Annotated in this window: 25 protein-coding genes and 1 pseudogene; 11 read left to right on the top strand and 15 right to left on the bottom strand. The window is 68.4% G+C overall.

The annotated features are described in order from the left end of the window. Positions 1 to 76: 76 nt before the first annotated feature. Entirely contained in the window at positions 77 to 1,303 is a 1,227-nt protein-coding gene (locus tag OHS03_RS31755) for a sensor histidine kinase (protein WP_328659099.1), read from the top strand. Between the two features lie 54 nt (positions 1,304 to 1,357). Here OHS03_RS31755 and OHS03_RS31750 read toward each other — a convergent pair whose 3' ends face one another. Both OHS03_RS31750 and OHS03_RS31745 read right to left on the bottom strand, forming a co-directional pair. Continuing rightward, positions 1,358 to 1,504 (bottom strand): hypothetical protein, encoded by a 147-nt coding sequence (locus OHS03_RS31750; protein WP_156677508.1) that lies wholly within the window; start codon positions 1,502 to 1,504, stop codon positions 1,358 to 1,360. A gap of 97 nt (positions 1,505 to 1,601) precedes the next feature. Continuing rightward, complete coding sequence (locus OHS03_RS31745) at positions 1,602 to 2,264, bottom strand: DUF8020 domain-containing protein (RefSeq protein WP_063004788.1); 663 nt, start codon at positions 2,262 to 2,264, stop codon at positions 1,602 to 1,604. Between the two features lie 279 nt (positions 2,265 to 2,543). Here OHS03_RS31745 and OHS03_RS31740 point away from each other — a divergent pair, with 279 nt between their 5' ends. Next, positions 2,544 to 3,701, top strand: coding sequence for a YhgE/Pip domain-containing protein (locus OHS03_RS31740; protein WP_328659097.1), 1,158 nt, complete (start codon positions 2,544 to 2,546; stop codon positions 3,699 to 3,701). A gap of 52 nt (positions 3,702 to 3,753) precedes the next feature. On the opposite strand, the gene OHS03_RS31735 is transcribed toward OHS03_RS31740, so the two are convergent. From OHS03_RS31735 to pdxH, 5 genes are all read right to left on the bottom strand, one after another. Continuing rightward, a complete protein-coding gene (locus tag OHS03_RS31735; protein WP_328659094.1) occupies positions 3,754 to 4,380 on the bottom strand; it encodes a DUF8020 domain-containing protein in 627 nt (208 codons plus the stop codon). 220 nt (positions 4,381 to 4,600) lie between these two features. After that, entirely contained in the window at positions 4,601 to 4,960 is a 360-nt protein-coding gene (locus OHS03_RS31730; protein ID WP_056818595.1) for an FKBP-type peptidyl-prolyl cis-trans isomerase, read from the bottom strand. Between the two features lie 64 nt (positions 4,961 to 5,024). Next, the gene (locus tag OHS03_RS31725; RefSeq protein ID WP_082843607.1) at positions 5,025 to 6,338 is read right to left on the bottom strand and encodes a citrate synthase; all 1,314 of its coding nucleotides are present in this window, start codon (positions 6,336 to 6,338) and stop codon (positions 5,025 to 5,027) included. 258 nt (positions 6,339 to 6,596) lie between these two features. After that, positions 6,597 to 7,880 (bottom strand): MFS transporter, encoded by a 1,284-nt coding sequence (locus tag OHS03_RS31720; RefSeq protein ID WP_405151498.1) that lies wholly within the window; start codon positions 7,878 to 7,880, stop codon positions 6,597 to 6,599. A gap of 68 nt (positions 7,881 to 7,948) precedes the next feature. Further along, the gene (pdxH, locus tag OHS03_RS31715) at positions 7,949 to 8,653 is read right to left on the bottom strand and encodes a pyridoxamine 5'-phosphate oxidase (RefSeq protein ID WP_328659092.1); all 705 of its coding nucleotides are present in this window, start codon (positions 8,651 to 8,653) and stop codon (positions 7,949 to 7,951) included. A 76-nt stretch (positions 8,654 to 8,729) separates the two neighbouring features. On the opposite strand from pdxH, the gene OHS03_RS31710 reads away from it, so the two are divergent. Beyond that, the gene (locus tag OHS03_RS31710) at positions 8,730 to 9,854 is read left to right on the top strand and encodes a citrate synthase 2 (RefSeq protein ID WP_056818598.1); all 1,125 of its coding nucleotides are present in this window, start codon (positions 8,730 to 8,732) and stop codon (positions 9,852 to 9,854) included. Positions 9,855 to 10,196: 342 nt separating this feature from the next. Beyond that, the gene (locus tag OHS03_RS31705) at positions 10,197 to 10,871 is read left to right on the top strand and encodes a polysaccharide deacetylase family protein (RefSeq protein WP_328659091.1); all 675 of its coding nucleotides are present in this window, start codon (positions 10,197 to 10,199) and stop codon (positions 10,869 to 10,871) included. A 30-nt stretch (positions 10,872 to 10,901) separates the two neighbouring features. On the opposite strand, the gene OHS03_RS31700 is transcribed toward OHS03_RS31705, so the two are convergent. After that, positions 10,902 to 11,540 carry a hypothetical protein gene (locus tag OHS03_RS31700; RefSeq protein ID WP_056818600.1) on the bottom strand — a complete coding sequence of 213 codons (639 nt, stop codon included), beginning with the start codon at positions 11,538 to 11,540 and terminating at the stop codon, positions 10,902 to 10,904. Positions 11,541 to 11,607: 67 nt separating this feature from the next. After that, entirely contained in the window at positions 11,608 to 12,279 is a 672-nt protein-coding gene (locus OHS03_RS31695) for a TetR family transcriptional regulator (RefSeq protein WP_328659090.1), read from the bottom strand. Between the two features lie 81 nt (positions 12,280 to 12,360). On the opposite strand from OHS03_RS31695, the gene OHS03_RS31690 reads away from it, so the two are divergent. The 4 genes from OHS03_RS31690 to OHS03_RS31675 all read left to right on the top strand — a co-directional run bounded on the left by OHS03_RS31690 (position 12,361) and on the right by OHS03_RS31675 (position 16,930). Then, entirely contained in the window at positions 12,361 to 13,485 is a 1,125-nt protein-coding gene (locus OHS03_RS31690) for an FAD-dependent oxidoreductase (protein WP_328659088.1), read from the top strand. A 95-nt stretch (positions 13,486 to 13,580) separates the two neighbouring features. Then, the gene (serC, locus tag OHS03_RS31685; protein WP_056818606.1) at positions 13,581 to 14,702 is read left to right on the top strand and encodes a phosphoserine transaminase; all 1,122 of its coding nucleotides are present in this window, start codon (positions 13,581 to 13,583) and stop codon (positions 14,700 to 14,702) included. 313 nt (positions 14,703 to 15,015) lie between these two features. Next, a complete protein-coding gene (gene sepH, locus OHS03_RS31680; protein ID WP_328659086.1) occupies positions 15,016 to 16,032 on the top strand; it encodes a septation protein SepH in 1,017 nt (338 codons plus the stop codon). 166 nt (positions 16,033 to 16,198) lie between these two features. Beyond that, positions 16,199 to 16,930 carry a DUF6928 family protein gene (locus OHS03_RS31675; protein ID WP_328659084.1) on the top strand — a complete coding sequence of 244 codons (732 nt, stop codon included), beginning with the start codon at positions 16,199 to 16,201 and terminating at the stop codon, positions 16,928 to 16,930. 3 nt (positions 16,931 to 16,933) lie between these two features. Here OHS03_RS31675 and OHS03_RS31670 read toward each other — a convergent pair whose 3' ends face one another. Then, positions 16,934 to 17,233 carry a DUF2537 domain-containing protein gene (locus OHS03_RS31670; RefSeq protein ID WP_062982555.1) on the bottom strand — a complete coding sequence of 100 codons (300 nt, stop codon included), beginning with the start codon at positions 17,231 to 17,233 and terminating at the stop codon, positions 16,934 to 16,936. Next, complete coding sequence (locus tag OHS03_RS31665) at positions 17,230 to 18,033, bottom strand: TrmH family RNA methyltransferase (RefSeq protein WP_062982557.1); 804 nt, start codon at positions 18,031 to 18,033, stop codon at positions 17,230 to 17,232. The genes OHS03_RS31670 and OHS03_RS31665 overlap by 4 nt, the downstream gene beginning before the upstream one ends. Positions 18,034 to 18,058: 25 nt before the next feature. On the opposite strand from OHS03_RS31665, the gene OHS03_RS31660 reads away from it, so the two are divergent. Then, positions 18,059 to 18,451 carry a YccF domain-containing protein gene (locus tag OHS03_RS31660; RefSeq protein ID WP_062982559.1) on the top strand — a complete coding sequence of 131 codons (393 nt, stop codon included), beginning with the start codon at positions 18,059 to 18,061 and terminating at the stop codon, positions 18,449 to 18,451. 9 nt (positions 18,452 to 18,460) lie between these two features. On the opposite strand, the gene OHS03_RS31655 is transcribed toward OHS03_RS31660, so the two are convergent. Further along, positions 18,461 to 18,898, bottom strand: a complete 438-nt coding sequence (locus tag OHS03_RS31655; RefSeq protein WP_056818616.1) for a MarR family winged helix-turn-helix transcriptional regulator — start codon at positions 18,896 to 18,898, stop codon at positions 18,461 to 18,463. A gap of 62 nt (positions 18,899 to 18,960) precedes the next feature. Between OHS03_RS31655 and OHS03_RS31650 the strand changes: the two genes are divergently transcribed. Beyond that, positions 18,961 to 19,221 (top strand): DUF2530 domain-containing protein, encoded by a 261-nt coding sequence (locus OHS03_RS31650; protein ID WP_328659082.1) that lies wholly within the window; start codon positions 18,961 to 18,963, stop codon positions 19,219 to 19,221. Here OHS03_RS31650 and OHS03_RS31645 read toward each other — a convergent pair. Beyond that, on the bottom strand, positions 19,218 to 21,242 hold the full coding sequence (locus tag OHS03_RS31645; protein WP_328659080.1) for a neutral/alkaline non-lysosomal ceramidase N-terminal domain-containing protein: 2,025 nt from the start codon (positions 21,240 to 21,242) through the stop codon (positions 19,218 to 19,220). The genes OHS03_RS31650 and OHS03_RS31645 overlap by 4 nt on opposite strands. Between OHS03_RS31645 and OHS03_RS31640 the strand changes: the two genes are divergently transcribed. Then, entirely contained in the window at positions 21,169 to 21,987 is an 819-nt protein-coding gene (locus OHS03_RS31640; protein WP_328659078.1) for a TetR/AcrR family transcriptional regulator, read from the top strand. The two genes, OHS03_RS31645 and OHS03_RS31640, sit on opposite strands and share 74 nt — an antisense overlap. A gap of 12 nt (positions 21,988 to 21,999) precedes the next feature. Here the strand turns inward: OHS03_RS31640 and OHS03_RS31635 are convergent, their stop codons facing one another. Continuing rightward, complete coding sequence (locus OHS03_RS31635; protein ID WP_407942531.1) at positions 22,000 to 25,170, bottom strand: sacsin N-terminal ATP-binding-like domain-containing protein; 3,171 nt, start codon at positions 25,168 to 25,170, stop codon at positions 22,000 to 22,002. A gap of 395 nt (positions 25,171 to 25,565) precedes the next feature. Next, positions 25,566 to 26,414, bottom strand: a pseudogene (locus OHS03_RS31630) (DUF3027 domain-containing protein); the annotation flags it as partial. Between the last annotated feature and the right edge of the window lie 3 nt (positions 26,415 to 26,417).

Below are 26,417 nucleotides of genomic sequence, written 5' to 3'. Positions count from 1 at the left end.
AGCGGCTGCGGCAGGTGCGGTCATCATCGTCACGATCGCCGCTTTCGTGGGTTTCCAAGCAATCGAACGCAATAATGTGACCCAAACCGATCAGCAACTGGAAATCGCTTCGCGCATCGTGCTGATCGAGCCGGTGCTGGCAACCGGTTTCGTCAACCTGACCGGCCTGCAGAACACCATGGCGCTCACGGTGCGCGACGACGGCCAGGTGACCGCGTCGAGCTCCACCCAACTGCCGGACCTGCCCCCCGGCTCGCAGACCGTCGAGCTGCACGGCCAGCCCTATCGGGTGCTGACCACCACCGAGAACCAGCCCACGGGCCGCACTGTCTCACTGGCGATTCCGACCACCGAGGCCGCCAAGGCGACCGACGACCAGCAGCGCTGGGTCCTCGCGGGTGCGGCGATCGCGGTGGCGGCCGCGGCGGCGCTGGGCTGGTTGCTCGCCGGGCGCGCGGTCGGCCCGATCGTGAAGCTGACCAGGCAGGTGTCGGCCCGCAGCGCGGGCGGCGAGCCGGACGAGCACGATCGACCGGTCGACGGCTCCGGTGTCGACGAGGCGGTGAAGCTGGCCGACGCGGTGAACACCATGCTGGCCCGCGTCGACCAGGCACAGGCCGAGACCGCTGCCGCCCTGGAGACGGCCCGCGATTTCGCCGCCGTCTCCGCCCACGAACTGCGCACCCCGCTCACCGCGATCCGCACCGACCTCGAGGTCCTGCGTACCCTCGACCTCACTGACGAACAGCGCCGCGAGATCCTCGATGACCTCGCCCGCAACGAGACCAGGGTGGAAACCACCCTGTCCGCGCTCGAACGGCTCGCCCGCGGCGATCTCACCGCCGAAACCGATCACGTCCCCACCGATGTCGCCGACCTGTGCGACCAGGCCGCCCACGACGCCATGCGCCACAACCCCGGCCTGTCGGTGCGCATCGACACCGACGTCGAACTGGTGACCCGCGGCCTGCCCGCCGGCCTGCGCCTCGCCGTCGACAACGCGCTCACCAACTCGGTGAAGCACGGCGGCGCCACCGCTGCCGTCGTCTCGGCGCACCGCACTCCGCACGGTCGGATCGTCATCGCCGTCGACGACAACGGCACCGGAGTGGCGCCGGAAGAACGCGCGGCGGTCTTCGCACGGTTCGCCCGTGGCACCAACGCCGCCAAGGGCGGTTCGGGGCTTGGCCTCGCGCTGGTCGCCCAACAGGCCCAGTTGCACGGTGGGCTGGCGTACTTCGAGGACAGTCCGCTCGGCGGCGCCCGCCTCGTCATCGACCTGCCCGCTCGCCCGGCCCGGTAGAAACACGAAAGCCCCGCACCCATCCTGATGGTGGGTGCGGGGCCGAGCTCGCTACTACTTGTCGCTCTTGAAAGCGTCCTTCACTCTGCCCGCCGCGCGCTCGGCAGCAGCCTTCACGTTGGCCGCTGCCTTCTTCGCTTCCGCCTCGATCTTCTCGCCCTCGGCCTTGGCCTTGGCTTTGGCATCGTCGGTGTCGGACATCGAACCTCCACTCTCGTGAGTTCCGCGCCTGACCCGGCACGGGTGAAGACACTCGCGAGACTACCGCACAGTTAACGCGCAGCGACTGAAGCTTTGATCAGGGCAGAACCTGCGGGATCGCATCCGGGATGACCAGACCGATGACCGCGCCGAGCACCGCACCGGTGATCGCCATGGAGACGCCCGAGGTGAACGCGCAGACGAAGTAGCCGATGATGAACGCGGCCAGTGCGGGAATGCACAGGATCGCCGCGGTCAGGAAGCCGACGGTGGCACCGGCGGCCGCACCGTTCTGGACGGGGTCGTGGTTGCCGGCCTCGGGGTTGGTGGCGATGCTCTTCAGCTCGTCGGTGGTGGCGGCGGACAGCTGCGGGGCGATCTGCAGGGTGCGACCGTCCTCGGAGATGACCGAAGCCAGCGCGACGTTGTTGCCGCCCGCGGTAGCCAGCGTCAGCGGAAACTCGCTGACCTTGGCGCCCGTGGCGGAGATGACGGCGACGTTGGCGGAGTCGGGCGAGAGCACGAAGGTGCCGTTGTCGACGGTCGCGGAGATGGTGCGCAGGTCCGGCGAGACGACGGTCTTGTAGCCGACGCCCTCGGAAACGCCCTCGCTACCGAGCGCGGTCGCGATCTCGCCCTGGCGCTCGACGGTGACGTCGGCGGCCGCGGTGCCCGTGGTGACGAGCGAGGCGGCGACGGCCAGCGGCAGTGCGGCGAAGACCGCGCGGCGACCGGCGCGAGTGATGGTGTGCTTGAACATTATTCGGTGCTCCCTCCCGATGCTTCCGAAGAATCCCCGAACCCCCCGGACGAATCGAAAAAATCTCGATGTCGATTGACTCGAGAGTTGTACCGAACCACCACAGGATTGCGTAACCCGTTGTGACACAAGGCATAGTTTGAAAAGCCAGCTATCGATGAGCGACCGCTCACCCCGCTCGGCCGGCACACCGACAGCTACCGGCGACCGGCCCTTCCTCAAAGAACTCTCAGACATCTCCCATCTCCGGCACCGGAATCCGGGGATACCTTCACCGATGTGATCGACAAACGCGCGCGTCTGCTCTGCCTTGCCACTGCCCTCGCGCTGGCGGGCGGTGCTGTCGCCTGCACGGGCAAGGAGGCGACGCCGACCGGGATGGCGCTCGTCAACGCCGATTCCGGGCCCACCGGCGAGCGCGTGGCCAAGGCCGTGCAGGACGCGGGCGGCTACGAATGGACGGTCGCGAAGCCCGGAGAGATCGACGAAGACGATTTCGCCGCAGTGATCACCCTGCCCGCCGATCTCACCGCGTCGATGGCCACCCTCGCCACCCCGGAACCCAAGCGCGCCAAGGTCACCGTCACCAGCCACGAGGGCGCCGACGTGAACACCGTGAACGGCGCGGTGGACGTGGTGACCCACCGGATCGGCGCGTCCGGCGTCGACGCCGCGCTGGCCGCGGTCTCGCAGGCACGCAACCAGATGACCTCCGTCCAGTTCACCGCGCAGCTGCTCAGCGCGGGCGTGAACGCCGCCGCCGACGGCGCGAGCCAGTTCAGCGGCGGTGCGGAACAGATGCTCGGGTTCCTCGACTATGCGAAAGAGGGCGCGGGCCAACTCACTTCGGCCATCGAGCTGCTGAACCAGACCGTCGACGGCGCCGCCAAGCAGGCCACCCAGCTGGCCGATGCCCTCGGCGCCACCGGCGTCACCATCGCAGGCGTCCAAGCCGGCGCGGCGGCCATGGGCTCCGGCCTCGACCAGATCCTGCCGCTGCTGAAGGCCCTCCCCTTCGCGGGCGACCCCCAACTCACCGACATCATCACCAAACTCGAAGCACTACGAGGAGTGTCGAACCAGGCGGGCACCCAACTGGACGGCCTCAGCGAATTGACGGGCGCCGCAGTCGATCCCAACACCGACCTGGGCACCCTCCTGCGCACCGTCGTCGCCCGCCTCAACAGCGCCCGCGACCAACTCACCCAGGGCGCCGAACTCGCCAAGGGCCTGCCCACCCTCGCCGAACAGGGCGGCGCCCAACTCCTCTCGGCCGTAGAACAACTCACCGGCGGCGTAGGCGCCCTACAGAACATCGTCGGCAACCTCAACACCCAAACCGGCAAGGCCCTCGAAGCCCTCCCCCCACGAGGCCAGTCCCAACAATCCGCCCTCGCCCTGGCCCTCACCGACCCCGTCGAAGTCGTCCGGGAGTGAAAGCACCGCGGCCCGGTCGGTGGATCCGACCGGGCCGCAGTGGTTTTCAGGGTCAGGGCAGGACCTGGGGGACGATGGTCGGTGCGGCCACTCCGACCACCGCGCCGATCAACGCGCCGATCAAGGCGTTCGGGAGACCCACCAGGCCGACGCACGGCAGGTAGAGGATCATCGTGGTGATCATCGGGATGCAGACGACGGCGGCGATGAGCGCGCCGATGCCGGCGCCGATGGCGGCGGCGTTCTGGACCGGGTCGGGGAATTTCGCGGTGGGGGTGGTCGCGATGGTCTTCAGTTCGTCGCTCGCCTCCGAGGTGGGCCGCGGCGTCACCGTCATGCTTCGCCCGTCAGCCGCGATCTCGGTCGCCATGGCGATCACATTGCCGCTGACCGTGGTGAACGAGGTGGGGACCTCCCCGATCGGATCGCCGGTCGCCGACTCGACGATGACCCGGCCCCGGTCGGGTGCGAGCAGGAACCGGCCCTCGTCGACCGAGGCGGAAACGGTGCGCAGGTCCGGCGCGACCGTGGTGCGATAGCCCTCCCCCGCACTCGACAATCCCGCCGCGTACCGCGTCTGCTGATCGACCTCCGCGGACGAGACGCCGGCCAGACTCACCGCCACCGCGACGGGCAGCGCCACGGCCAGCGCGCGGCGAACAACCTTGTGTTGGAACATGATCGAGAATCTCCCTCCCGAAACTCCCGAAGAACCCGGCCCCGGGCGAATCGAACAAGTCACTGTCATGGACAACGCATTGGAAACGAATCACACGGGAGCCATCGGGGCTCCGTCATACGCGGGGCACATTACCCGGCGGCTCGAGAGACCGATCTCCTACCCCTGAAACAGCAACGGCCCGTGTCTCCCTGGGGAGACACGGGCCGAAGAACTGGTATCAGTTCGCGTTGAGCAGGTCGATCACGAAGACCAAGGTCTTGCCGGAGAGGGCGTGGCCCGAGCCGGCGCCGCCGTAGGCGAGCTCCGGCGGAATGACCAGCTGACGACGGCCGCCGACCTTCATGCCGGGGATGCCGTCCTGCCAGCCCTGGATCAGGCCGCGCAGCGGGAAGGTGATGGATTCGCCGCGATCCCAGGAGGAGTCGAACTGCTCACCGTTATCGAACTCGACGCCGACGTAGTGCACCTCGACGGTGCCACCGGGCACCGCTTCCTTGCCTTCGCCCTCGATGAGGTCGGTAATGACGAGCTCGGTGGGCGCGGGGCCCTCCTGGAATTCGATCTCCGGCTTGGTCATGCGGGCTATCCCCTTCGATAGATTGCTGTACCCAACAAGTTTGCCAACAACAGCTGATTCGAAACTAGCGGTTGTCGATCGCACGATAGTCGCGTTCACCGTAGCCGGTGTAGATCTGACGCGGGCGACCGATCTTCAGCGGCTCGGAGTGCATCTCACGCCAGTGCGCGATCCAGCCCGGCAGGCGACCCATCGCGAACAGCACGGTGAACATGCGGGTGGGGAAGCCCATGGCGCGGTAGATGACGCCGGTGTAGAAGTCGACGTTCGGGTACAGACGACGCGACACGAAGTAGTCGTCGGTGAGGGCGGCCTCTTCGAGCTGCTTGGCGATATCGAGCAGCTGGTCGTCGCCACCGATCTTCGACAGGATCTTGTCGGCGGCCTGCTTGACCAGCGTCGCGCGCGGGTCGTAGTTGCGGTAGACGCGGTGCCCGAAGCCCATGAGCTTCACGCCGTCTTCCTTGTTCTTGACCTTGCGGATGAATTCCTTGACGTCGCCGCCGCTGGCCTTGATCTCGTCGAGCATCTCGAGCACGGCCTGGTTCGCGCCGCCGTGCAGCGGGCCCCAGAGCGCGTTGATGCCACCGGACACCGAGGTGAACAGGTTGGCGTCGGAGGAGCCGACGAGGCGCACGGTCGAGGTGGAGCAGTTCTGCTCGTGGTCGGCGTGCAGGATCAGCAGCATGTCGAGCGCGGCGGCGACCTCGGGGTCGACCTCGTAGGGCTCGGCCGGGAAGCCGAAGGTCATCCGCAGGAAGTTCTCGACCAGCGACAGCGAGTTGTCGGGGTAGAGGAACGGCTGACCGACCGACTTCTTGTACGAGTAGGCCGCGATGGTCGGCAGCTTCGCCAGCAGGCGGATGGTCGACAGCTCGACCTGCTCGGGATCGCGCGGGTCCAGCGAGTCCTGGTAGTACGCCGACAGCGCGTTCACCGCGGACGACAGCACCGGCATGGGGTGCGCGTTGCGCGGGAAGCCGTCGAAGAACCGCTTCAGGTCCTCGTGCAGCAGGGTGTGGCGACGGATGCGATCGGTGAAGTCGTCGAGCTGGGCCTGGGTCGGCAGCTCGCCGTAGATGAGCAGGTAGCTGACCTCGATGAAGGTCGAGCGGCCCGCCAGCTGGTCGATCGGGTAACCGCGGTAGCGCAGGATGCCCGCTTCACCGTCGATGTAGGTGATGGCCGACTTGGTCGACGCGGTGTTCATGAAACCGGGGTCATAGGTGACGTAACCGGTGCTGGCCAGCAGCTTGCCCAAGTCGAGCCCGTCGTTACCCTCCGCGGCCTTGGTGACCGAGATCGGGAACTCGCCACCGGGGTACTGGAGTACCGCCTTGGCGTCTTCGGTGACGTTGGTGATGTTCTCAGCGGGCACGGAAGGATCCCTCTCAGGCTAGAACCATAGGCACCGGTGCGGTCGGCACAGGTGCGCTTGCGCTAACGCTAGCTGTTGTTCGGTCAGGACGAGCAATCAGGGTTGTCCTGTCCTGTTCTCACACCGGTCACGTGCGGCGGTGAGGTCGGCGCAGGGCCGGGGACCTGCGCCGATCCCGTTTTCCGTACCCTCGACGCGGCGGTGTCGAACGATTGTCCGACGTGCGAAACCGATGCTTGAATCCGATTGCCGCACAAGTCAATTCGCGGCCACGGTCGAGGGTGCGCGAGTGACGCGGTAGCGAACGAAGGCGGGGAACGCCAGCGCGGCGAGCACCACTCCGATCACCACCAGGACGCCGCCACCGGCAGCCGCTACAGCAGTACCCATGCTGGCCGCCGCGAAACCGTGGGCAACGTCACCGATTCGCGGCCCACCTGCGACGACCACGATGAACACGCCCTGCAACCGTCCCCGCATCTCGTCGGTGGACACGTTGAGCAACATGGCCGTGCGGAACGCCGCCGAGACCATGTCGACCGCGCCGCCGAACGCCAGGAAGGCCACGGCGATCCACAGCCACACGCCCAGTCCGAACCAGTGCCCGGCCAACCCCACCGCGAGCCCGAAGCCGACCATCGCCACACCCCACAGCGCGATGCACACGATCACCGCCAGCCCCTGCCTGCGCACCCGCGGTATCCACCCGGAGAACACGCCGCCGATCACCGAACCCGCCGCGATGGCCGCGAACAGCAGGCCGAGCGCCACCCCGCCCTCGGCCGGATCGTGGAAGGTCTCGTGCGCGATCTGCGGGAACAGCGCACGCGGCATGCCGAACACCATGGCGATGATGTCGACGACGAATGAGGCGAGCAGGATGCGCTGACCCCCGAGATAGCGGAACCCGTCGAGTACGGCGCGCAGCCCGGCCCGGCGCTGCTCGCCGGTCGGTGGGAAGGGGGGCAGTCGCCACACCGCCCACAGCGTCGCGAGCAGGGCGATCGAGTCGATCAGATACAGCATCGGCAGGCCGATCACGGGGATCAGCACACCGGCCAGCACCGGCCCCGCGATCATCCCGACGTTCTGCACGGTCATGCTCAGCGAACTGGCCGAGGCCATCTGCTCCGGCGGCAGCAATCGGGCGATGAGGGCGCTGCGGGTGGGCTGGTTGACCGCGAAGAACGCCTGCTGGGTGGCGAAGAGCCCGAGCACCAGCCACACATTGTTCAGGCCGAGCGCGGCCTGCGCCCAGAACGCGACCGCGGTCAGACCGGTGCCCGCCGTGGTGAAGACGAGCAGGGTGCGCCGGTCCATCACATCGGCGAGCGCACCGCCCCAGAGTCCGAACACCACCAGCGGAATCAGGCCGAACAAGCCGGCCAGGCCCACGTAGCCGGAGCTGCCCGTGATCTGGAACAGCTGCTGCGGTACCGCGACCACCGAAAGCTGCGCGCCGATGACGGTGACGATATTGGTCGTCCACAACCTGCGATAGTCGCGATTACGCAGGGGTTCGGTGTCGGCGAGCAGCTTCACTCGGCGCAGATTAGCCACTCCGGCACGGTCATCCCATGTTTGCGCGCAGTGACATCGGCCACCACCGATTACGGCTGCAAGCGTTCGATCGTTGTGGTCTGCCCATCGATCCGCACGACGATCCGGTTGTGCAACCTGCCGTGCCTGCCCTGCCAGAACTCCACCTCGTCGGGGCGCAGCAGGTAACCGCCCCAGAACGGGGGCACGGGGATGTCGTCGACGTCGGCGAATCGCGCCGTCGTCTCGGCCAGCACGCGATCGAGTTCGGCTCGCGAGGACACCGGCCGCGACTGCTGTGAAGCCCACGCACCCAGCCGTGACTCCCGTGGCCGCGCCGCCCAATAGGCCGCGGTCACCTCGGCGGACACCCGCTCGGTCACGCCGCGCACATGCACCTGCCTGGCCAGCGCGGGCCAGACGAAGCTCGCCGCCGCGTACGGATCGGCGGCGAGCTGGGTGCCCTTGGCCGAGTCGTAGTTCGTATAGAAGGTGACGCCCTCGGGCGAGAGTCCTTTGCACAGGACCGTGCGCGCCACCGGTCGCGGCGCGGGGCCGGTCAGCGAGACCGTGGCCAGCACCATCGCGTTGGGTTCGGCGACGCCGGCGCCTCGCGCCTGCTCGATCCAGCTGCGCAGCAACGGTTCCCAGCCACCGGCCACCCAGGTCTCGTCGAGATCGGGTTCGGTGGCCGCGACGATCAGGGGATTGCCGTAGTCGACACGCATCGCGGCGAGGTCGGGCGCGGTGGTCGCGGCGGGGTCCAGGTCACGCATAGGGGCGAGATTACTCCGCGGTACGACCGGGTCTAGGGTTCAGAAATATCGGCATGCCCCTGCAAGGAGAGTCACCATGACTACCAGCTCGGTACCACAGGATTTCGTCAGCGGATTGGAAGGCGTGGTGGCCTTCACCACCGACATCGCCGAGCCGGACAAGGACGGTGGCGCGCTGCGATATCGCGGCGTCGACATCCAGGATCTGGTCACCGACCAGGTGACTTTCGGCGACGTGTGGGCCCTGCTGGTCGACGGCGAGTTCGGCCGTGGCCTGCCGCCCGCCGAGCCGTTCCCGCTGCCGGTGCACACCGGCGATGTGCGCGTCGACGTGCAGGCGGGCCTGGCCATGCTCGCCCCGATCTGGGGCTACGAGCCGCTGCTCGACATCGACGACGAGACCGCCCGCGAGAACCTCGCCCGTGCCTCGGTGATGGCGCTGTCGTATGTGGCGCAGTCCGCCCGCGGCATCTATCAGCCCGCCGTTCCGCAGCGCAAGATCGACGAGTGCGACACCGTCACCCAGCGGTTCATGACCCGCTGGAAGGGTGACCCGGACCCACGCCACACCGAGGCGATCGACGCCTACTGGGTGTCGGCGGCCGAGCACGGCATGAACGCCTCCACCTTCACCGCCCGCGTGATCGCCTCCACCGGCGCCGACGTGGCGGCGTCGCTGTCCGGCGCGATCGGCGCGATGTCCGGCCCGCTGCACGGCGGCGCCCCGGCCCGCGTGCTGCCGATGATCGAGGCCGTCGAGAAGTCCGGTGACGCGCGTGCGCTGGTCAAGGGCATCCTCGACCGCAAAGAGAAGCTGATGGGCTTCGGCCACCGCGTGTACCGCGCCGAAGACCCGCGCGCCCGCGTGCTCCGCGCCACCGCCCAGCGCCTCGACGCCCCGCGCTTCGAGGTGGCCGCCGCGCTGGAGCAGGCCGCCCTGGCCGAGCTGCGCGAGCGTCGCCCGGATCGCGCCATCGAGACCAACGTCGAATTCTGGGCCGCGGTGATCCTCGACTTCGCCGAGGTCCCGGCGCACATGATGCCCGCGATGTTCACCTGTGGTCGGACCGCGGGCTGGTGCGCGCACATCCTCGAGCAGAAGCAGCTGGGCAAGCTGGTCCGCCCCGCCGCGATCTACACCGGGCCCGGCCCGCGCACCCCGAACGAAGTTCCGGGCTGGTCCACCATCTCGCAGCACTGAGTCGGCTGAACCGGGCGCCGGATCATCGACGCCCGGTTCACTCTCAGCTACTTGCCATCTCTAATGATTGACCTGCGCGTATGCGTCCGACGCGCGCAGAGGCCGGATCGGCGATAACATCCCAGCGAACATGTTCGTGAGGGGTGGATTGTGGTCAGCAACGGTTTGTCGCGACGTCGACTGTTCGGCGCCTGCGCCGCTCTGACCGCCGGTTTTGCTACGGGATGCGCTGTCGCACAAGGCGATTCGGTTGCTTCCGAGATGACGAGCCGCACCGTTCCACCGGCGAGCGCGCACCCGATCGCCACTCCCCAGGCTGTGCCACCCCTTTTCCCTGCCCAGGTGGCAGCCCGGCACGCAGGCATGATCCCGCATCAGTGGGGCGTCGACCTGCCCGGCATCACCAGCAGCTTCCCCGCGGGCGGCAAACAGTTCGCGCTCACTCTCGACGCGTGCGGCGGCCCGGGCAACAGCGATATCGACCAGGCGCTGATCGACCTGCTGATCGCCGAGCAGGTGCCTGCCACCCTGTTTCTCAACAAGCGGTGGGTCGATGCCGATCCGGGTCGGGTGCAGCGGCTCGCCGCGAATCCATTGTTCGAGTTGGCCAATCATGGTGCCGCGCACAAACCGCTGTCGGTTTCGGGGCACTCGGCCTACAAGATCGCGGGCACGGGTTCGGCCGAGGAGGCGGCGTACGAGGTGTGGGACAACCACCAACGGCTCACCGAACTCACCGGCCGCGCGCCCCGCTTCTTCCGCGCGGGCACGGCCCACTACGACGAGGTGGCGGTCGCGATCGTCCACGAATTGGGTGAGACCCCACTGGGTTTCACCGTGAATGTCGACTTCGGCGCGACTGCCTCATCAGCACAGGTCAAGCGCGCCATAAGCGCGGCCGCTCCCGGTGGTATCGCCCTGGCCCACATGCATCGCCCGCGCTCGGGCACCGCCGCGGGCATAGCCGCCGCACTCCCAGCCCTGCGGGCCGCGGGCTTTACCTTCGTCCACCTCTGACGAGTCAGCACGACCCTTCTGAGTGCGGCGCTAGCGAGTCAGCGCCTCGAAGTCGAGCGCGACCGAAGCTCCCCGATCGACGGTGAAGAACGCGGCCGCCAACCGGGTCCCGAGTTCGATCTGCCCGACCGCCGACAGCGGCACCGGCTGAATCAACCGCACCCGCCACGGCAACGGCTCGTCCCAGGCCCGCATCTCCAGATCGAGTCGGAGCACCGGATCATCGCGCCCCGTGTAGTCGGCCGCGATCGGCGCCACCGCGAGCACCGTCGCCTCGGCCCGCCGCCCATTCGCCAGGATCTTGGCCGCCGCCTTACGCCCCGACTCCGGCACCTCGGGCACGAACAGCACCACTCGCTCCCGGTCCCCGGGGTCGACTCGACAGCCGACCACGTCGCCGGTCTGCATCCACTCCAGATCCTGGCTACGCACCCGCTGCCGGACCCGCGCGTCGTAGGCCAACTCCCCCGGCACCGAAACCCGCACGCTGAACCGGTACCCGCCCTCGCCACGCCGAGTCCGCACCGACAGCACACTCGCCATCGCGGGCAGCCCCCTGATCAGCAGTTCCCGCCTGCCGCTCTCCGACAGCAACCCCGGCCGCCTCCCGAACGCCCAGGCACACCGGTCGAGCAGGGTCCGACCCGAGTCGGCCACAACGAGGCTCATGGCAGCAGAGTAGTGCGAACACCCTTCGCGCAAGGGCAAATTCCCCGCACTCACCGCATCCGCGTGGTCAGCCGAGGGCGGCGATCCCGGCGAGGATGAAATCGATTCCGGCGAGGAATTGTTCGCGGTCGTCGTGCTCGCACAGCTGCTCGGCGATCTGATGGGCGAACGGGAATTCCGCCGGATCGTGCTGTGTCCAGCGGGCGGCGACGGCCGCGAGGAAGGCCGAGCGGTCTCCCTCGGGCACCTCGAGTCGAGCGTTCGCCGCGTTCTGCCCGGCGACGCCGAGGATGTAGTTCACCAGCGCGGACGCGGCATAGAACATCGACCGTTCGGGGACGCCGAGTATCCGCAACTGCGCGCCGATGCGCTCGTAGATCCGCAGCATCGCCAGCTGCCACGGCACCCGGACGAGCTGGGCGCCCACCCACGGATGAGCGTCGATCGCGTCGAACAGCCCGAGCGCGACGGCACGGATCGAGGCGAAGGGCTCAGCGCTGTCGTCCGAGCTCGCGAGGACACGGGCGATGAGGTCGTCGGACGCGGCGACGAGCAGATCGCCCTTGTTCTCGACATGCCAGTAGATCGCGCCGCTGCCGGTCTCCAGACGCGAAGCCAGGGCGCGGAACGTGAGCGCGCGTTCGCCGTCGGCGTCGAGGATCTCGATCGCGGCGTCCACGATCCGCTGCTTCGACAGCGCGTCGGTGCGCCGGGTGGTCCGTGGGGGACGTGTCGCCATGCACACCATCTTGACACTTCTGGAACAACGTTCCAAACTGGGATCGATGGAACGACGTTCCAGTCTAGGAAAGGAAGCACTATGACGACAGCGGTCACGATCATCGGCGCCGGCCTCGGCGGCCTCACGCTCGCCCGAGTCCTCCATGTCCACGGGATCCCCGCGACGGTCTACGAAGCCGAGCCGTCGGCGGGCGCTCGCACCCAGGGCGGCCAGCTCGACATCCACGAACACGACGGCCAATTCGCCCTCGCCGCGGCGGGCCTCACCGCCGAGTTCCACGCGATCATCCACGAGGGCGGCGCGGCCTCCCGGATTCTCGACCGGCACGGCGAGCTGCTCCTGGACGAGCCCGACGACGGCAGCACCGGGCGGCCCGAAGTCCTGCGCGGCGACCTGCGACGCATCCTGCTCGACGCCCTGCCCGCGGGCACGGTCCGGTGGGGCAAGAAGCTGACCGACGTCACCGCCGTCGGCGGCGGCCACCACGAGCTGACATTCGCCGACGGTTCGATCGTGCGCACCGCGCTCCTCGTGGGCGCCGACGGCGCCTGGTCGCGGATCCGCCCGCTGCTCTCGGAGGCGCGACCCGCATACGCGGGCGCCGTCTTCGTCGAGACCTACCTCTACGACGTCGACAACCGGCACCCGACGGCGGCCGCGGTGGTGGGCGACGGTGGCATGTTCGCGCTCGCACCGGGCAACGGCATCTCCGCGCACCGCGAGGCGGGCGATGTCATCCACACCTATGCCGAGCTCGCCCGCCCCGCCGACTGGCTCGACGGCATCGATGTCACCGACCCCACCGCCGCACTCGCCCGGGTGGCAGCCGAATTCGACGGGTGGGCGCCCGAACTCACCGCGCTGATCACGAACGGCGACACCCCGCCGGTCCCGCGCACGATCAACACGCTGCCCACCTGCCACCGCTGGGACCGCGTCCCCGGTGTGACCCTGCTCGGCGACGCCGCGCACCTGGCGCCCCCGGCGGGCGATGGCGCCAACCTCGCCATGCTCGACGGCGCCGAACTCGCCATGGCGATCGCCGCGCACCTCGGCGACGTCGAAGCCGCGCTCACCGCCTACGAAGCGGCGCTGTTCCCCCGTAGCGCGAGGGCGGCCGCGGACGCGCACCGAATCCTCGACCTCTGCGTCGGCGACAGCGCGCCGCACGGATTGGTCGACTTCATGACCGGCGTTCCCTGAACAACCGTGACGAACGCGAGTGGGCCGCCTCACAGCCTCTTCCCGACCCGCCCCCGTGCGCGTACGAGCTTCGGCGGACCACTAAACTCGCCCCCATGACCAGTGCGTTCCCGACAATTCCCGCTGACCTCAAGCCCGCCGACGGACGGTTCGGCTGCGGCCCCTCCAAGGTCCGCCCGGAGCAGCTGCAGTCCCTGGTGACTGTCGGCGCCTCGGTCTTCGGCACCTCGCATCGCCAGAAGCCGGTCAAGGACGTGGTCGCCCGCGTTCGCAACGGCCTGCGTGAGCTGTTCTCCCTGCCCGACGGCTACGAGGTCGTCCTCGGCAACGGTGGCACCACCGCGTTCTGGGATGCCGCCGCCTTCGGCCTGATCCGCGAGCGTTCGCTGCACCTGACCAACGGCGAGTTCTCCTCGAAGTTCGCCTCGGTCGCCAAGGGCAACCCCTTCATCGGTGATCCGATCGTCGTCAAGGCCGAGCCGGGCAGCGCGCCCGAGCCCGTGTCGGACCCCTCGGTCGACCTCATCGGCTGGGCCCACAACGAGACCTCCACCGGTGTGTCCATCCCGGTGTCGCGTCCGGTCGGCTCGGAGAACGCCCTGATCGCCATCGACGCCACCTCCGGTGCGGGCGGTCTGCCGGTGAACATCGCCGATTCCGACGTGTACTACTTCGCCCCGCAGAAGTGCTTCGCCGCCGACGGTGGCCTGTGGATCGCGATCATGAGCCCGGCCGCACTGGCCCGCGTCGCCGAGATCAAGGAATCGGGTCGCTGGACCCCGGAGTTCCTGTCGCTGCCGATCGCGGTCGACAACTCCTCCAAGGACCAGACCTACAACACCCCGGCGCTGGCCACCCTGCTGCTGTTCGCCGATCAGATCGAGTGGATGAACGCCAACGGCGGCCTCGACTGGACCGTGAAGCGCACCCTGGATTCGTCCTCGCGCCTGTACTCGTGGGCCGAGTCGAGCTCGTTCGCCACCCCGTACGTGTCGAACCCGGCGCACCGCTCGCAGGTCGTGGGCACCATCGACTTCGACGACGCGGTCGACGCGGCCCAGGTCGCCAAGATCCTGCGCGCCAACGGCATCGTCGACACCGAGCCCTACCGCAAGCTGGGCCGTAACCAGCTGCGTGTGGGCATGTTCCCGGCTATCGACCCGGAAGATGTTTCGCAGCTGACCCGTTCGATCGACTGGGTCGTCGGTCAGCTCTGAGATAAGACCGACATCGGGCCGGTGTGCGGCGAACTTTTTTCGGTTCGCGGCACACCGGCCTTCTTTGTCATGACTGCACACATTCGCAATATTCGCCGAGTTTCGACAGATCTCGGTACCGAGATTTGATGTTGATCTATCACCAAAACCCCTGTACACAAGCCGAATTCGTACGGTGAGCCGCTCAGATTAGCCCCCTGGGCAGCCTTGGCGCGCGATTTAAGTCGTGCGTGTCTGCTGCCACGGCCAAGTAATGTGCACTACTGTCTAGGAAAGTGGGCGGTGTCGTAGCCGACGCGATAGGGAGGTAACGGTGCGTGAACTTCGAGTGATCGGGGTGACGCCCGACTCCACGCACATCGTGTGCAGCGACACCGAGTCCGGTACCAAGTTCCGGTTGCCCGCCGACGACAAGCTCCGCGCGGCGGCGCGCGGCGACCTCGCACGATTCGGCCAGATCGAGATCGAAACGGAGGCGACTATGCGTCCTCGCGATATCCAGGCCCGTATTCGCGCTGGAGCGTCCGTCGAGCAGGTCACGGCAGAGTCCGGTATGCCGGAATCCAAAGTCGAGCGATTCGCCTACCCCGTCTTGCTCGAGCGAGCGCGCGCAGCCGAATTGGCGCAGAAGGCGCACCCGGTGCGCCCCGACGGCCCCTCGGTGGAAACGCTGCACGAGATCGTCACCGCAGCCTTCACCGAGCGCGGCCACACCATCGAACAGGCCGAGTGGGACGCCTGGAAAGACGAAAAGGGTTTCTGGGTCGCCCAATTGCAGTGGCGCCACGGTCACTCCGAGATCGCCGCGCACTGGCGCTACCAGCCCGACGCGCACGGTGGCTCGGTGTCCCCGCTCGACGATCCGGCCAACGATCTGATCGATCCCGACTTCGGCCGCGCGCTGCGCGGACTGGCGACGATCCTGCCCACGCCGGTTCCGGCCGCTTCGCCGGTGCCGGAGCCGCCGACCTCGGTGGAGCCGCGTCCGCGCGAGCAGATCGCCGCACCGGCGGCCCGGCCGCAGAGTCGGCCCGCGCCGAACGTGGACGAGTACTACGAGCAGCGTCAGGTCGCGGCAGGCGGTGGGACAGCGGCGATTCCGGCCGCACCCATCCCCACGGCGCCGATCCCCGCTGCCGCTCCGAAGCCCGCTGCGCCGATTCCTGCCGTGCCCGCCGCGCCGAGTCAGCCCGCGGCGCAACAGGAGAAGCCCGCTGAGGAGCCGGCGGCCGAAAAGCCCGCCCCGAAGCCCGCACGCACCAAGCGCGGTAAGGCGCCCATGCCGTCGTGGGAGGACGTCCTGCTGGGCGTCCGCAGCTCCGGGAACTAACCGAACTCCGAGATCTCGTCAATACCCCGAGATCTCGTCAGCACATGGGTAACTCACCGGGTACGAGCTGAGGTAACACACGCACCTCCGTCAGCCGCAGACGCCGTCGTGCTACCCACCTAGATCTGGCTTGAATACGCGGAGTGGCGGACAAGGAGGCGGAACAGTGGCTTCTACGCTCTGGTACGTCGATACCACTGATCCTGTTTCCGTCCTGAAAAGTCAGGTCGAGGCGGATCCTGTCGCGGCGGCGGCATTGGCCGGGCAGCTGTATGCCGACCACGACGTTCGGCCGCACATGGTCGGGACGCTGGCCGGGTGCGCCGCACCGGATCGGGACGAGGTCTACATCGGGTGTTATCCCGGACTGACCGTGGTGTGCACGGCCGAGGCCGCCCTGGTTCGGCCGACGAAACTGCCCGACCTGCTGGTGCGACCGCTCGCTTCCGAGCACACCTATCTCGTGTCCTACGACGCGAAACTGCACTGGGGCGCGTTCGCGCATTGGGAGCGCGGCGAATTCCGGCGGTCGTTCAGTTCCACCCGGGTGGACATTCTCGAGAACGAGGGGCTCCCGATGGTGTGGGAGCGGACGTTCTGGGCGGGTGAGCATCCGGTGCCGTGGCGGGGTGCGGACCATCCCGAACCGCAATCGCTGCCGTTCGATCCCCCGGATTTCGCCGACGCCGCCAATGACGAATGGCTCGGTTTCCGCTACCTGGCCCCGGCCGCTCCCGGGCAGCCCGCCCCCATCGACCTGGCGGTCTGCGGTTTCACGCTGTATCCGAAAGGCCAGGCGCCCGAACAGAAGCAAGTGCCGATGGGTCGCCCCGGTGCGGCGACGCGGCGTAAGCGCGGGATCTTCGGGTGGCTGCACGGCGCCGATCGGGTGGTGTGACCCTCAGCTGATCACATAGACGGTCGCGGCGATCCAGCCGAGCACCACCGCCGCCGCCGCACCGGCCAGCACCCACCGCACCACCGGCGTGAACCGCCATCGCCACGCCGTCGGCGCCACCCCACCCGCCGCCACCACGTTCACCCCGATCGCCAGCAGCGGATTGACCGCGGCGAGCGCGCAGCCGAAGGCGTACACCGCGACCCCGCCGAGCAACGCGACCAGCACGACAACGGTGCCGCCCGCCACCCACGGCACCGAATCCGCTTGGGCCCGATAGGGGCCGTCGCATTCCTGGCTCATGACCTGCGCACTCGTTCGTAGAACGCCATCGCCGCCGCGGTCGCGACATTGAGCGAATCGGTGCCGGGTGACATCGGGATCCGCGCACGGATATCGGTGGCGCGCATGGCCTCTTCGGTCAAGCCGGGGCCTTCGGCGCCGAGCAGCAGCGCCACCCGCTCCCCCGTCATCGCCGTCGCCAGATTGACCGCCTCGGGATTCGGCGTCAATGCGATGATCTGGAATCCCTTGTTCCGCACGAGGTCGAGACCTTCGGGCCACTGCGGCAATTGCGCGAACGGCACCCGGAGCACATGCCCCATCGAAACCCGGACCGCCCGCCGATAGAGCGGATCGGCGCATCGGTCGCCGAACAGCACCGCATCCGCGCCGAGGCCCGCGGCATTTCGGAACATCGAACCCAGGTTCTCGTGATCGTTGACGCCTTCCAGCACCGCCACCGTGCGCGCGCCGTCGAGCACCTCGTCGACCGTCAAGTCCGCTGGACGCGGCGCGACGGCGAGCACGCCGCGATTGAGATGGAATCCGACCACCTCGGCCATCACCTCCGCGCTCGCGCGGTAGTACGGCAGATCACGATCGGCGAGATCATCGGCGAGGGTCTCGAAGCGCTTCCCGACCCCGAGCAGCGCGTTCGGCGTGAAACGCGAGTCGAGCATCCGCTGGACGACCACGACGCCCTCGGCGATGACCAGGCCTTTGCGGCCCGGCAGATCCGGCCTGCGGTCGGCATTGGACAGGTCACGGAAGTCGTCGACGCGCGGGTCGGTGGGGTCGTCGATATCGATCACTTCGGCCACCGGCTAATCCTGGCATGCTGGAAGCATGAAGATTGTCCAGTTGATCTTGAACGTGCTCTGGGTGGTGCTGTGCGGATTCTGGATGGCGCTGGGGTACCTGCTCGCGGCACTGATCTGTTTCATCCTGATCATCACCATCCCGTTCGGGATAGCCTCGCTGCGCCTGGCCGGGTACGTGCTGTGGCCGTTCGGACGCACGGTGGTCGACAAACCGAGCGCGGGCGCGGGCTCGCTGATCGGCAATGTGATCTGGTTCGTCTTCGCGGGCTGGTGGCTGGCGTTGGGCCATGTGTTCACCAGCATCGCGCTGGCGGTGACGATCATCGGGCTGCCGTTCGCCTGGGCGAATCTCAAGCTGGTACCACTGTCGTTGTTCCCGCTCGGCCATGACGTGGTGTCGGCCGACGCGGTGCGATAGGCGAGCCGATCACTCCGATTCGGCGACGATCTGGTTCATGATGCCGACAGCTTCCCCGAGCACCGCGATCTGCTCGGGGCGCAGTCCGGCGAGCTGACCGGTCATCCATACCTCGCGGGCATTGGTCTCGTCGGCGATCAGCGCGCGGCCGGCGGGCGAGAGCGAGACGATGATCTGCCTGCCGTCGGTCGGGTGCGGGCGACGTTGGACCAGGTCGAGGTCGGTGAGCGAGGCGATGACACGGGTCATCGACGGTGGTTGCACGCGTTCCTTGCCCGCCAGCGCGCCGGGCGTCATCGCGCCATCACGAGCCAGCGTCGCCAAAGCCGACAGCTGAGTAAGCGAGATCTGCGCGTCGGAACGGCGTCCGCGCAGGTGTCTCGTGAGCCGCACGACAGCCAGTGAAAGGTCACCGGCCAGGGAGCGGACGTCCGATGGCGTTGTCACAGTGCAGAACTCTACGGTAAATCCGGCTGGGCTGACGGGTTTCACACCGCTACTGTTTGGGTATGGATGCCGGACCTGTCAGTCCCGAGATACCTCAACTGCCCCGAATCCTGGTCGACCCGCGCCCCGTAGTGCTGGCCGGCTTCGCCCTGTGGGCTATCGCGACCGTGGTCGTGTGGATGAACGAGAGCTGGGCCGATGCCCTCCCGGTGTGCCTGATGGGGCTCGTGGTGGGCGTACTGGGGTCGTCGATCTTCCTCGCGCAGCGGCGTTCCGCGCGACGTGGCGACAAGGGCGCCCAGGTGGGACTCGACACCGACTAGGCCACCTCGAATTCGTCACTGGTCCCGGTGAGGGGACGGAGCGTGCCGTCGGCGCCCAATACGTCGGCGTAGTGCACGAATCGGTGCCTGCCGGGTTCGGCCGTCGCGGGGATATCCCAGGTGAAGCGGGCGATCGAGACCGCGGCGCCCTCCTTGCGCCAGTGGAAACGGACGTCCCACTCGCCCTCGTTGGCTACCCGCGCCCAACCCGCCGCGGTCTGTCGCTGCACATGCAGGAAGGTGTCGCCCCGGCGCGGATTGTGCTTCGGGTGGGCCGAAACGAATTCGACCACCGCCTGTTCGCCCCGTCGACAGGACGCGGGCTGGACCAGGACATCGCCGAACCCACGACCCGGCGGGGTCGCGTCGGGGCCCGGCACGGGGGCGAAGTTCGGCTGCAGCGCGGAGACATCGCGCGGCGCAGGGCCGCGACCGACGGTCTGCCCCGCCGCGAACGCCTCTGCCAGTCTCGTGAATTCCTGCACATACCCGCACAGCGTGTAGCGGCCGAACAGCGTCGAGGCGCCCTCGTACTGTTGCGCGTCGTACTCCTCCGGCGTGGTGACGTATTCGTGGTAGCTGTTCGAATAGCCCTGTAGCAGCACCTGCTCCAACTCGACGCCGAGCACCGCCGCCACCGCGCGACGCACGCGCAGCCCCGCGACGATCGTGAATTCCCCGCCGGCCGCGGCCAGATACAGGTCGCCGATGCGAACCAGCTGGATCGGCACCACATTGGGCACCCACGGCACCGGCGGCATCAACCCGAGCGGGGCGAAGATCGCTTTGGGGGCCTGGGCGTCGGCGAGCCAGGCGGGGTGCGGATGGTCGATGCCGCCGAGGAAGTCGACCATCGGGTTGCGCACGCCTTCGGGAATCGGGCCGCCGGGCAGGCCGGGTCCGTCCTCGACACTGCCCGCTGCCAGCGAGACGCCCGCCGCGGCCGGGGCGGTGCGTCGCGGGGCGCCGTCGGGGGTGAAGCGGCCGTCGATCGTGAGCGCGGCGAGGTCGATGTAGCAGAGCATCGAGGCCACCTCGGCCCGCTGCGCGGTGCCCTGCGCCGCGGCCTGTTTCGCCGCGTGGTGCTGGCGTTCGCCGAGGATCCTGGTGTTGGCGAACTCGTCGGTGGTCGGTCCGTTGCCGGGCGTGAGGCCGAGATTGGGCGACATGTCACCGGCATTGGTCTGCGCGAAGGCGGCGATGAAGTCGGCGCCGTCGAGGTGGCGGACGCCGTGTTCGAGGTGTTCGGCGGCGTAGCTGGCGTAGCCCTTGTTATCGGAGCTGATCAGGCGGTTCGCGTTGGTCATCGAGGTGTTGTGGGTGGCGAACCAGGTGAGCGCACCGACCTGACGGCCTTGCCTGGCGAACTCCAACGTGGTCACCGCCGGGTCGATCGCGTCGGGGAAGACCGCGCGATCGGCGGCCGGATTGCGGTCGAAGGCCACGCGCGAGCGGTTCACGCTGGCGTCGTGCAATTGCGCGCGGCCGAGGGTGATCGAACCCGGCGCGACATCCGCGTCGGCCGCGACGATCGCCTCCACGATCCCGTCGACCTCGGCGTCGAAGACCTGCTGCTGGAATCCCATCGTCGCCAGCGTGTAGGCGTAGTCGTGTGCGGAACCACCGCAACTGGCGTGGGTGTGCGTGGAGGTGAGGACAACATTTCGTTCGGAATATCGATCGCCGAAACGGCGGGCGAGCGCCAGCAGCACCGCGCCGTGGACCGAGCCGAACAACGCACCGTTCTCCACCGCGACGAGTGCGATCCGATTTCCGCGCGCCCCGATCACGAACGCGCGAGCACGCGGGCGCAGATGAATTCCCGCTGTGGCCTGTTCGAACTGCGAGTAGCCCATCATGCCGCATTCCGCGGCCGGGCCCGTGAGGTCGGCGATACCGAGCCCAAATTCGAATCCCTCCGGATTCGCGTGTGCGACCGGCATTCCCATGGTGGAGATGACGGGCAGGGCGCTGGCACTCAGTGCCGAGGCGGCAAGCATCGTGCGGCGGGACAGGGACATCGGGCGACTCCTTCGTAACTTCCATTTCGGAGACAACCACATCAACTGGTCAAATGTCCAGGATTTTCTGGCGGACCGGCGAATTGACTGTTCGTGGCGTGGGCGCTTAACTCGCACAGTGTCCTCCCGATTGAGCGTCGAAGAACGACGAGCCCACCTGATCGAGGCAGCGATCGGTCTCGCCGAGAAAAAGGGCGTGGCGGGCGTGACCACGCGTGATGTCGCCCAAGCGGCCGGTGTCTCGTTAGGTGTGGTGCATTACTGTTTCGAAAACAAGGACGCGCTGATGACCGAGCTGGTCAAAGCGCTCTCAATGGAATTGCGCGATTCCGTCGATGCCGATGAATCGGTATGGGAAGACGCCGGAACAGGAAAAGAAGCACTTCAGAAATTGGTGCGCCGCGGTTTGGAACTGATGTGGCGCAACATCGAAGCCACTCCCGAACGACAGTTGCTGACCTACGAGACCACCACCTACGCGCTGCGCGAGGGTGAGTCGACACCGGCCAAGCTGGCGATCGCCCGCGAGCAGTACGGGTTCAACGACAGCACCATCGCCGATGTGATCAACCAATGCAGCGAGGCGACCGAAACGCGATGGAACACACCGGTGCCGACGCTGAGCCGATTCATGCTCAATGTGATCGACGGGATCGTGCTGCGGTGGCTGGTCGATGACGACAGCGAATCCGTGCAGACTCAGCTCGATCTGCTCGCCGAGATGATCACCGCCCACGCGGCATAGCTCGACGCGGATCTACCCGCGCGGCACCTGCACGTGGACGACATCTCCTTCGCACCACCACGGGACGCGGACGGTGCCCGAGAGCGCACCGCGCAGATGCACTTCGAGAGTCTCGTGCAGGACCAGCTCGCCGGTGCTGTCGCGCGGGGACCACAGCTGGCGCAGCACTACGCCCAAAGGTTCTGCGGCCCAGGTGCTCCGGCGGCCGGTCCCGAGCACCTCGCCGCTGATCTCCTCCGAGACCAGCGGGAGATCGAGCAAGGTGGCCAGCGCCTCGGCGTGTGCCGTGTCCCCGACGACGAGGCGTTGCGGCGGGACGACCAAGCCGAAGCAAGGCTGGTCGAGAACCATGGCGGTGCTCGCGTCGACGACGTCGCCGGACAGGGCGCGGATCTGCTCGGGGAGATCGAGTTCGCGCGGATCGAGGACGCCGGCCGCGACCGCCGCGGCAAGGCGGGCATTGGTGCGGGCGATCACCTCGGGGGCAGGCGATTTCGACGGATCGGCCAGTGCGTCGAGGAGTTCCTCGGCCAGCTCGGCGGACATGACGTCGGGGCGGACGAGCGCGGGGCGCAGCGCGTCGAGGTCGGTACCGTCGATGCCGATTGCCGCGAACACCGGTAGGAGCCCGGCGAATTCGTTGTCGTCGGGGTGGTGGAGTCGGCCGAGCGGGATGCCGTCGATGTGGGCGTGGCGGTGCAGCCACCAGGTGGTGTAGCCGTCGCGATCGGCGAGCAGCGCGCGGGTGCGCGGCTCGGACAGCAAGTGGCGCAGGGCTTGTGGCCAGCGGTCTTCGTCGACCAGGTCGAGGTCGCGGACCGCGGTGAGCTCGCGGGGGTCTTCGGAAAGGCTGTTCCACCAGGATTGTTCGTCGTCGAGGTCGTGGTCGGGGCCGATCGGCTCTGGATCGGTGAGTACCGCGAAGCCCCAGCCGACACCGATCGCGCGCAACGCTTGCTCGCCGTACTCGGCGACGACGGTGTCGGCGACGGTGCCGAAGGGGGCATCGGACGCCAGGACCTCGGCGAGCGGCGCCCCGGGGAGCAGCAGCTCGTCGGCGGGGCTCAGTTCGCCTGTGTCGTCGGGTAATTCGAGTAGGCCGAGCCAGTCGGGCAGCGAGCCGGCAGAGGCGTAGGGCGCCAGCTGGAGTACCGCGGCGACCGTGTCCGGGTCGGCCGGATCGTGCTCGAGCAGGTCGTGCAGAGCGGGATCGGTGAGCAGGTCATCCGAACTCGCGCTGCGGGCACCCAGGCGACCGAGGAGCGGGTGCGTGGCGTCCGGGTGGACCAGACGAGCCCAATGCACCGGCACGGCCACCGTGAGCTGATCATCGAGCACCACGGTCCGCGGGCCGGTGACCAACCGTCCGTCGGTGAGCGGCACGGCCAGCGCGCCGAATTCCTCGGCGGTCCTGGTATCGACGACGAACGGTTCGAGGGTCGCGTAAAACCGCCGCCACCACCGTGGTTCACGGTGCAACCCGCTCGACAGCTCGGCCAGCGCGGCAGGCCCGAGCCGATGGACGTCGAGGACCGCCAGCTTGTCCTGACCGGCGCGGCCGGACAGCTCCGGAATCACCAGCGGACCGGTGATCTCGGCCAGGATCGCGGCTAATTCCGGTGTGAGATCGGGGAATACGCTCGCGCGGGTGGGCGTGCTACACGGCGAGTCCGCTGCGGTCGGTTCGTACGTGGACGACTCCGCCGACGCGAAAGGGTCGCTGTACGGTGCGGATTCGCCCGGTCCGAACGTCGTAGTCAGGTGAGAGCCGTCGGCTTCGTCAGCCGCGAACAGATCCATGAGGTCTGGAACAGCCTTGCCGACCGGCGTGGATTCATCGGGACCGACGGAGGCGGAGATGCCGCCGGGCGCTGCCGATTCGCCCGTTGTGCCGCCGGGTTCGGCATGGTCCGGTGCGGGCTCCATGGGGTCCCACGAGTCCGCCGGTTCCGCGGTGCGGGCGGCACAGACCGGGAGCCAGGGGTTGGTGCGAAGCTCGGTGATCAGCGCTTCGCGGAGGAGGGCGTCGGCTTCGCTGCGGGCGAAGCCGGGGGTGGGGACCAGGACGAGACGGTCCCGCGGCGGGAGAGCGCGAGCGAAATCCGCGTAGCCCGTTGCCAATTCGGTGAGTCGGGCGCCCGGGAGGAGGCGGCGGCGATCGGGTTGCATGGGGATGTCGGCAACCAAGATCGCGGGGAGGGAGAGTTCCTCGTCGGAGCGGGTGGGGGCGCGCAGGACGTCCGGGGCGGTCGCGACGGGACGGCCCTCGCGCAGTGGGAGTAGCCAGCGGGCCCTGGGAGTGCGGTACTGCCACCAGGCTCGGCGCGTGCCGGACGGGAGGGTGATCGTCAGCTGGGAGAGTGTGCCGGTCTCGTCGGCGACCGTGGCGGCGTCATCCGTGGCAGCGGCAGTGCCGACCGTAGCGGCGGCGGCAGTGGTGATGCTCGACAGCGTGGCGTCGGAGCGAATGGCATCAGCGGGTTGATTGGTGGCAAGAATCGTTATCGCGCTGGTGAATTCGTCGGATTCGATTCGGATGCGCTGTAGGGCGGGCAGTTCCAGGAGGAGGTCGGGGGCCTCGGCTCGCATGGCGTCGAGGAGGGCGGTGGCGTCGATGTCGCCGCGGAGGTGGACGACGATCTCGGTGTCGGTGCCCGCGAGTGGGGTGGTCGGCACCGGCCAGGCGAGCCGGAGGACCGGGGGCGCGATGGCGGCCAGGTCGTCGGGGATACCGATGCCGGTGTCGTGCAAGGCGTTCAGTGTCGCCACACGGGAGAAGCGGAGGGATCCCGTCGTCGAGCGGACCTCGATCTCGTCGCCGACGGACCGCACCGCGGTGAAGCCGACGCCGAAGCGGCCCACCTGGGTGGTGTCGGCCTTGTCGGAGGCACGCAGTGCCGTCAACGCGTGCACACCGGAAACGCTCAACGGCTCGCCGGTATTCGCGACGTGCAAACGGCCGTCGAGCACCCGCACGGTCAGCGCGCCCGCGACTCCGGCCTTCGCCGCGGCGTCGGCCGCGTTCTGCGCGAGTTCGGTGAGCAACCGATCCCGGTAGCCCGCGGCCACCAGATCCGCCTCACTGGCACTGTCCTCCCGCAACCGCGTCGGCGAATCCCGCCACGCCGCGAGTACTCCGGCCCGCAGCTGCGCAGTACCGAACGGGTCCCCCGCTCCGTTCAGCTCGACACCGACGATCCGTGCTCACTGGCGTCAGCGGACTCCGCGGCCTCGGTGACCGGTGCGGTCTCGGCCGTGATGACCTCGTCGGCCGACTCCGGCAGCGCACCCTCGGCGAGCGCCGAACGCTCGGCGTCCACCGCGGCCACTGCCGCGGCCTCGGCGGTTTCCTGCTGATCGCCCGCCTGCTCGGCCGCTGCCTCGCCGACCGCGGTCAACGAGTCAGGACTCGGCTCGGTCGCGGAGACCGGGGTCGCCGGGTCGGTCATCGTTTCAGCCGCGATCTCCACAACCTCGATCGCGGGGTCGGCGGTCGTCTCGGCGACAACCTCCACAACCTCGATCGCCGGGTCGGCGGTCGTCTCGGCGACAACCTCCACGACCGCTGTTGCGGCGTCGGCTGTCTCGGGCGCGGCATCGTCGACGGTCGTTGCCGGGTCTTCGGCGGCCACCTGGGACTCGGCCTCGTCGATCGCCTTCTCGACAGCCGGGCGGACGATGTCGACGAAGTCCACCGCGTGGTCGTCGAACGCCTCGTACAGCGGCGATCCGTTGCCGCTGGGGGCGACCACATCGGAGTGGGCGCCACAGCCGTAGGCGATGTGGACGACGTGACCGTCGGCGCCCATCGCATTGCCGCAGACGCCGAAGGACTCGCGCAGGGCGCCGGCCAGCGGCAGGTAGAAGCCGCACATGCCGCACGTCGCCGGGGCTGCCTTGGCCATCTCGGTATCGGGGCCGAACTCGGTGAACCACCGCTCGGCGGCATCGGCGCGACCTTCGACGCTGAGAACCTGCACGCGGCCGAGGCCGACCTCGCGGGCCACCTCGTCGATCACCGGATCGCCGGTGGCCACGTAGCCGGGGACGAGGCGGGGGTCGTCGGCGGGCGTGGCGAGCAGGTCGCCGGGGCCTAGGTCGCCGGGGCGCACACGCTGGTCCCACGGGATGAAATCGGGGGCGATCAGGGCATCGAGGGCAGGCAACAACGCCGACTCACTCACCGTCGCGTGGTCGGCACCCGGGGGCGCGGCGACCACGACGGCCCACTGCCAGCCGCGGTAGCCGGGCAGGGTCGCCTCGAACCGGTGGGTGGCCGCGGTGTCGTCCTCGGCGCTCACCCCCAGATGGACTCCTACCCCGTCGGGTTCCAACGCGACGAGCGCACGACGTGCGACCTCGGCCGCGTCGGCCAGAACGGGACGCACGCCGGACTCCGAAACAGATACTGCGCTCACGGCATACATTTT

Origin of the sequence: Nocardia salmonicida (genome assembly GCF_036142455.1) — a bacterium.
Classification (GTDB): Bacteria; Actinomycetota; Actinomycetes; order Mycobacteriales; family Mycobacteriaceae; genus Nocardia; species Nocardia salmonicida.
Note: the sequence above shows the minus strand (reverse complement) of the source record. Positions and strands in the feature narration are given on the sequence as shown.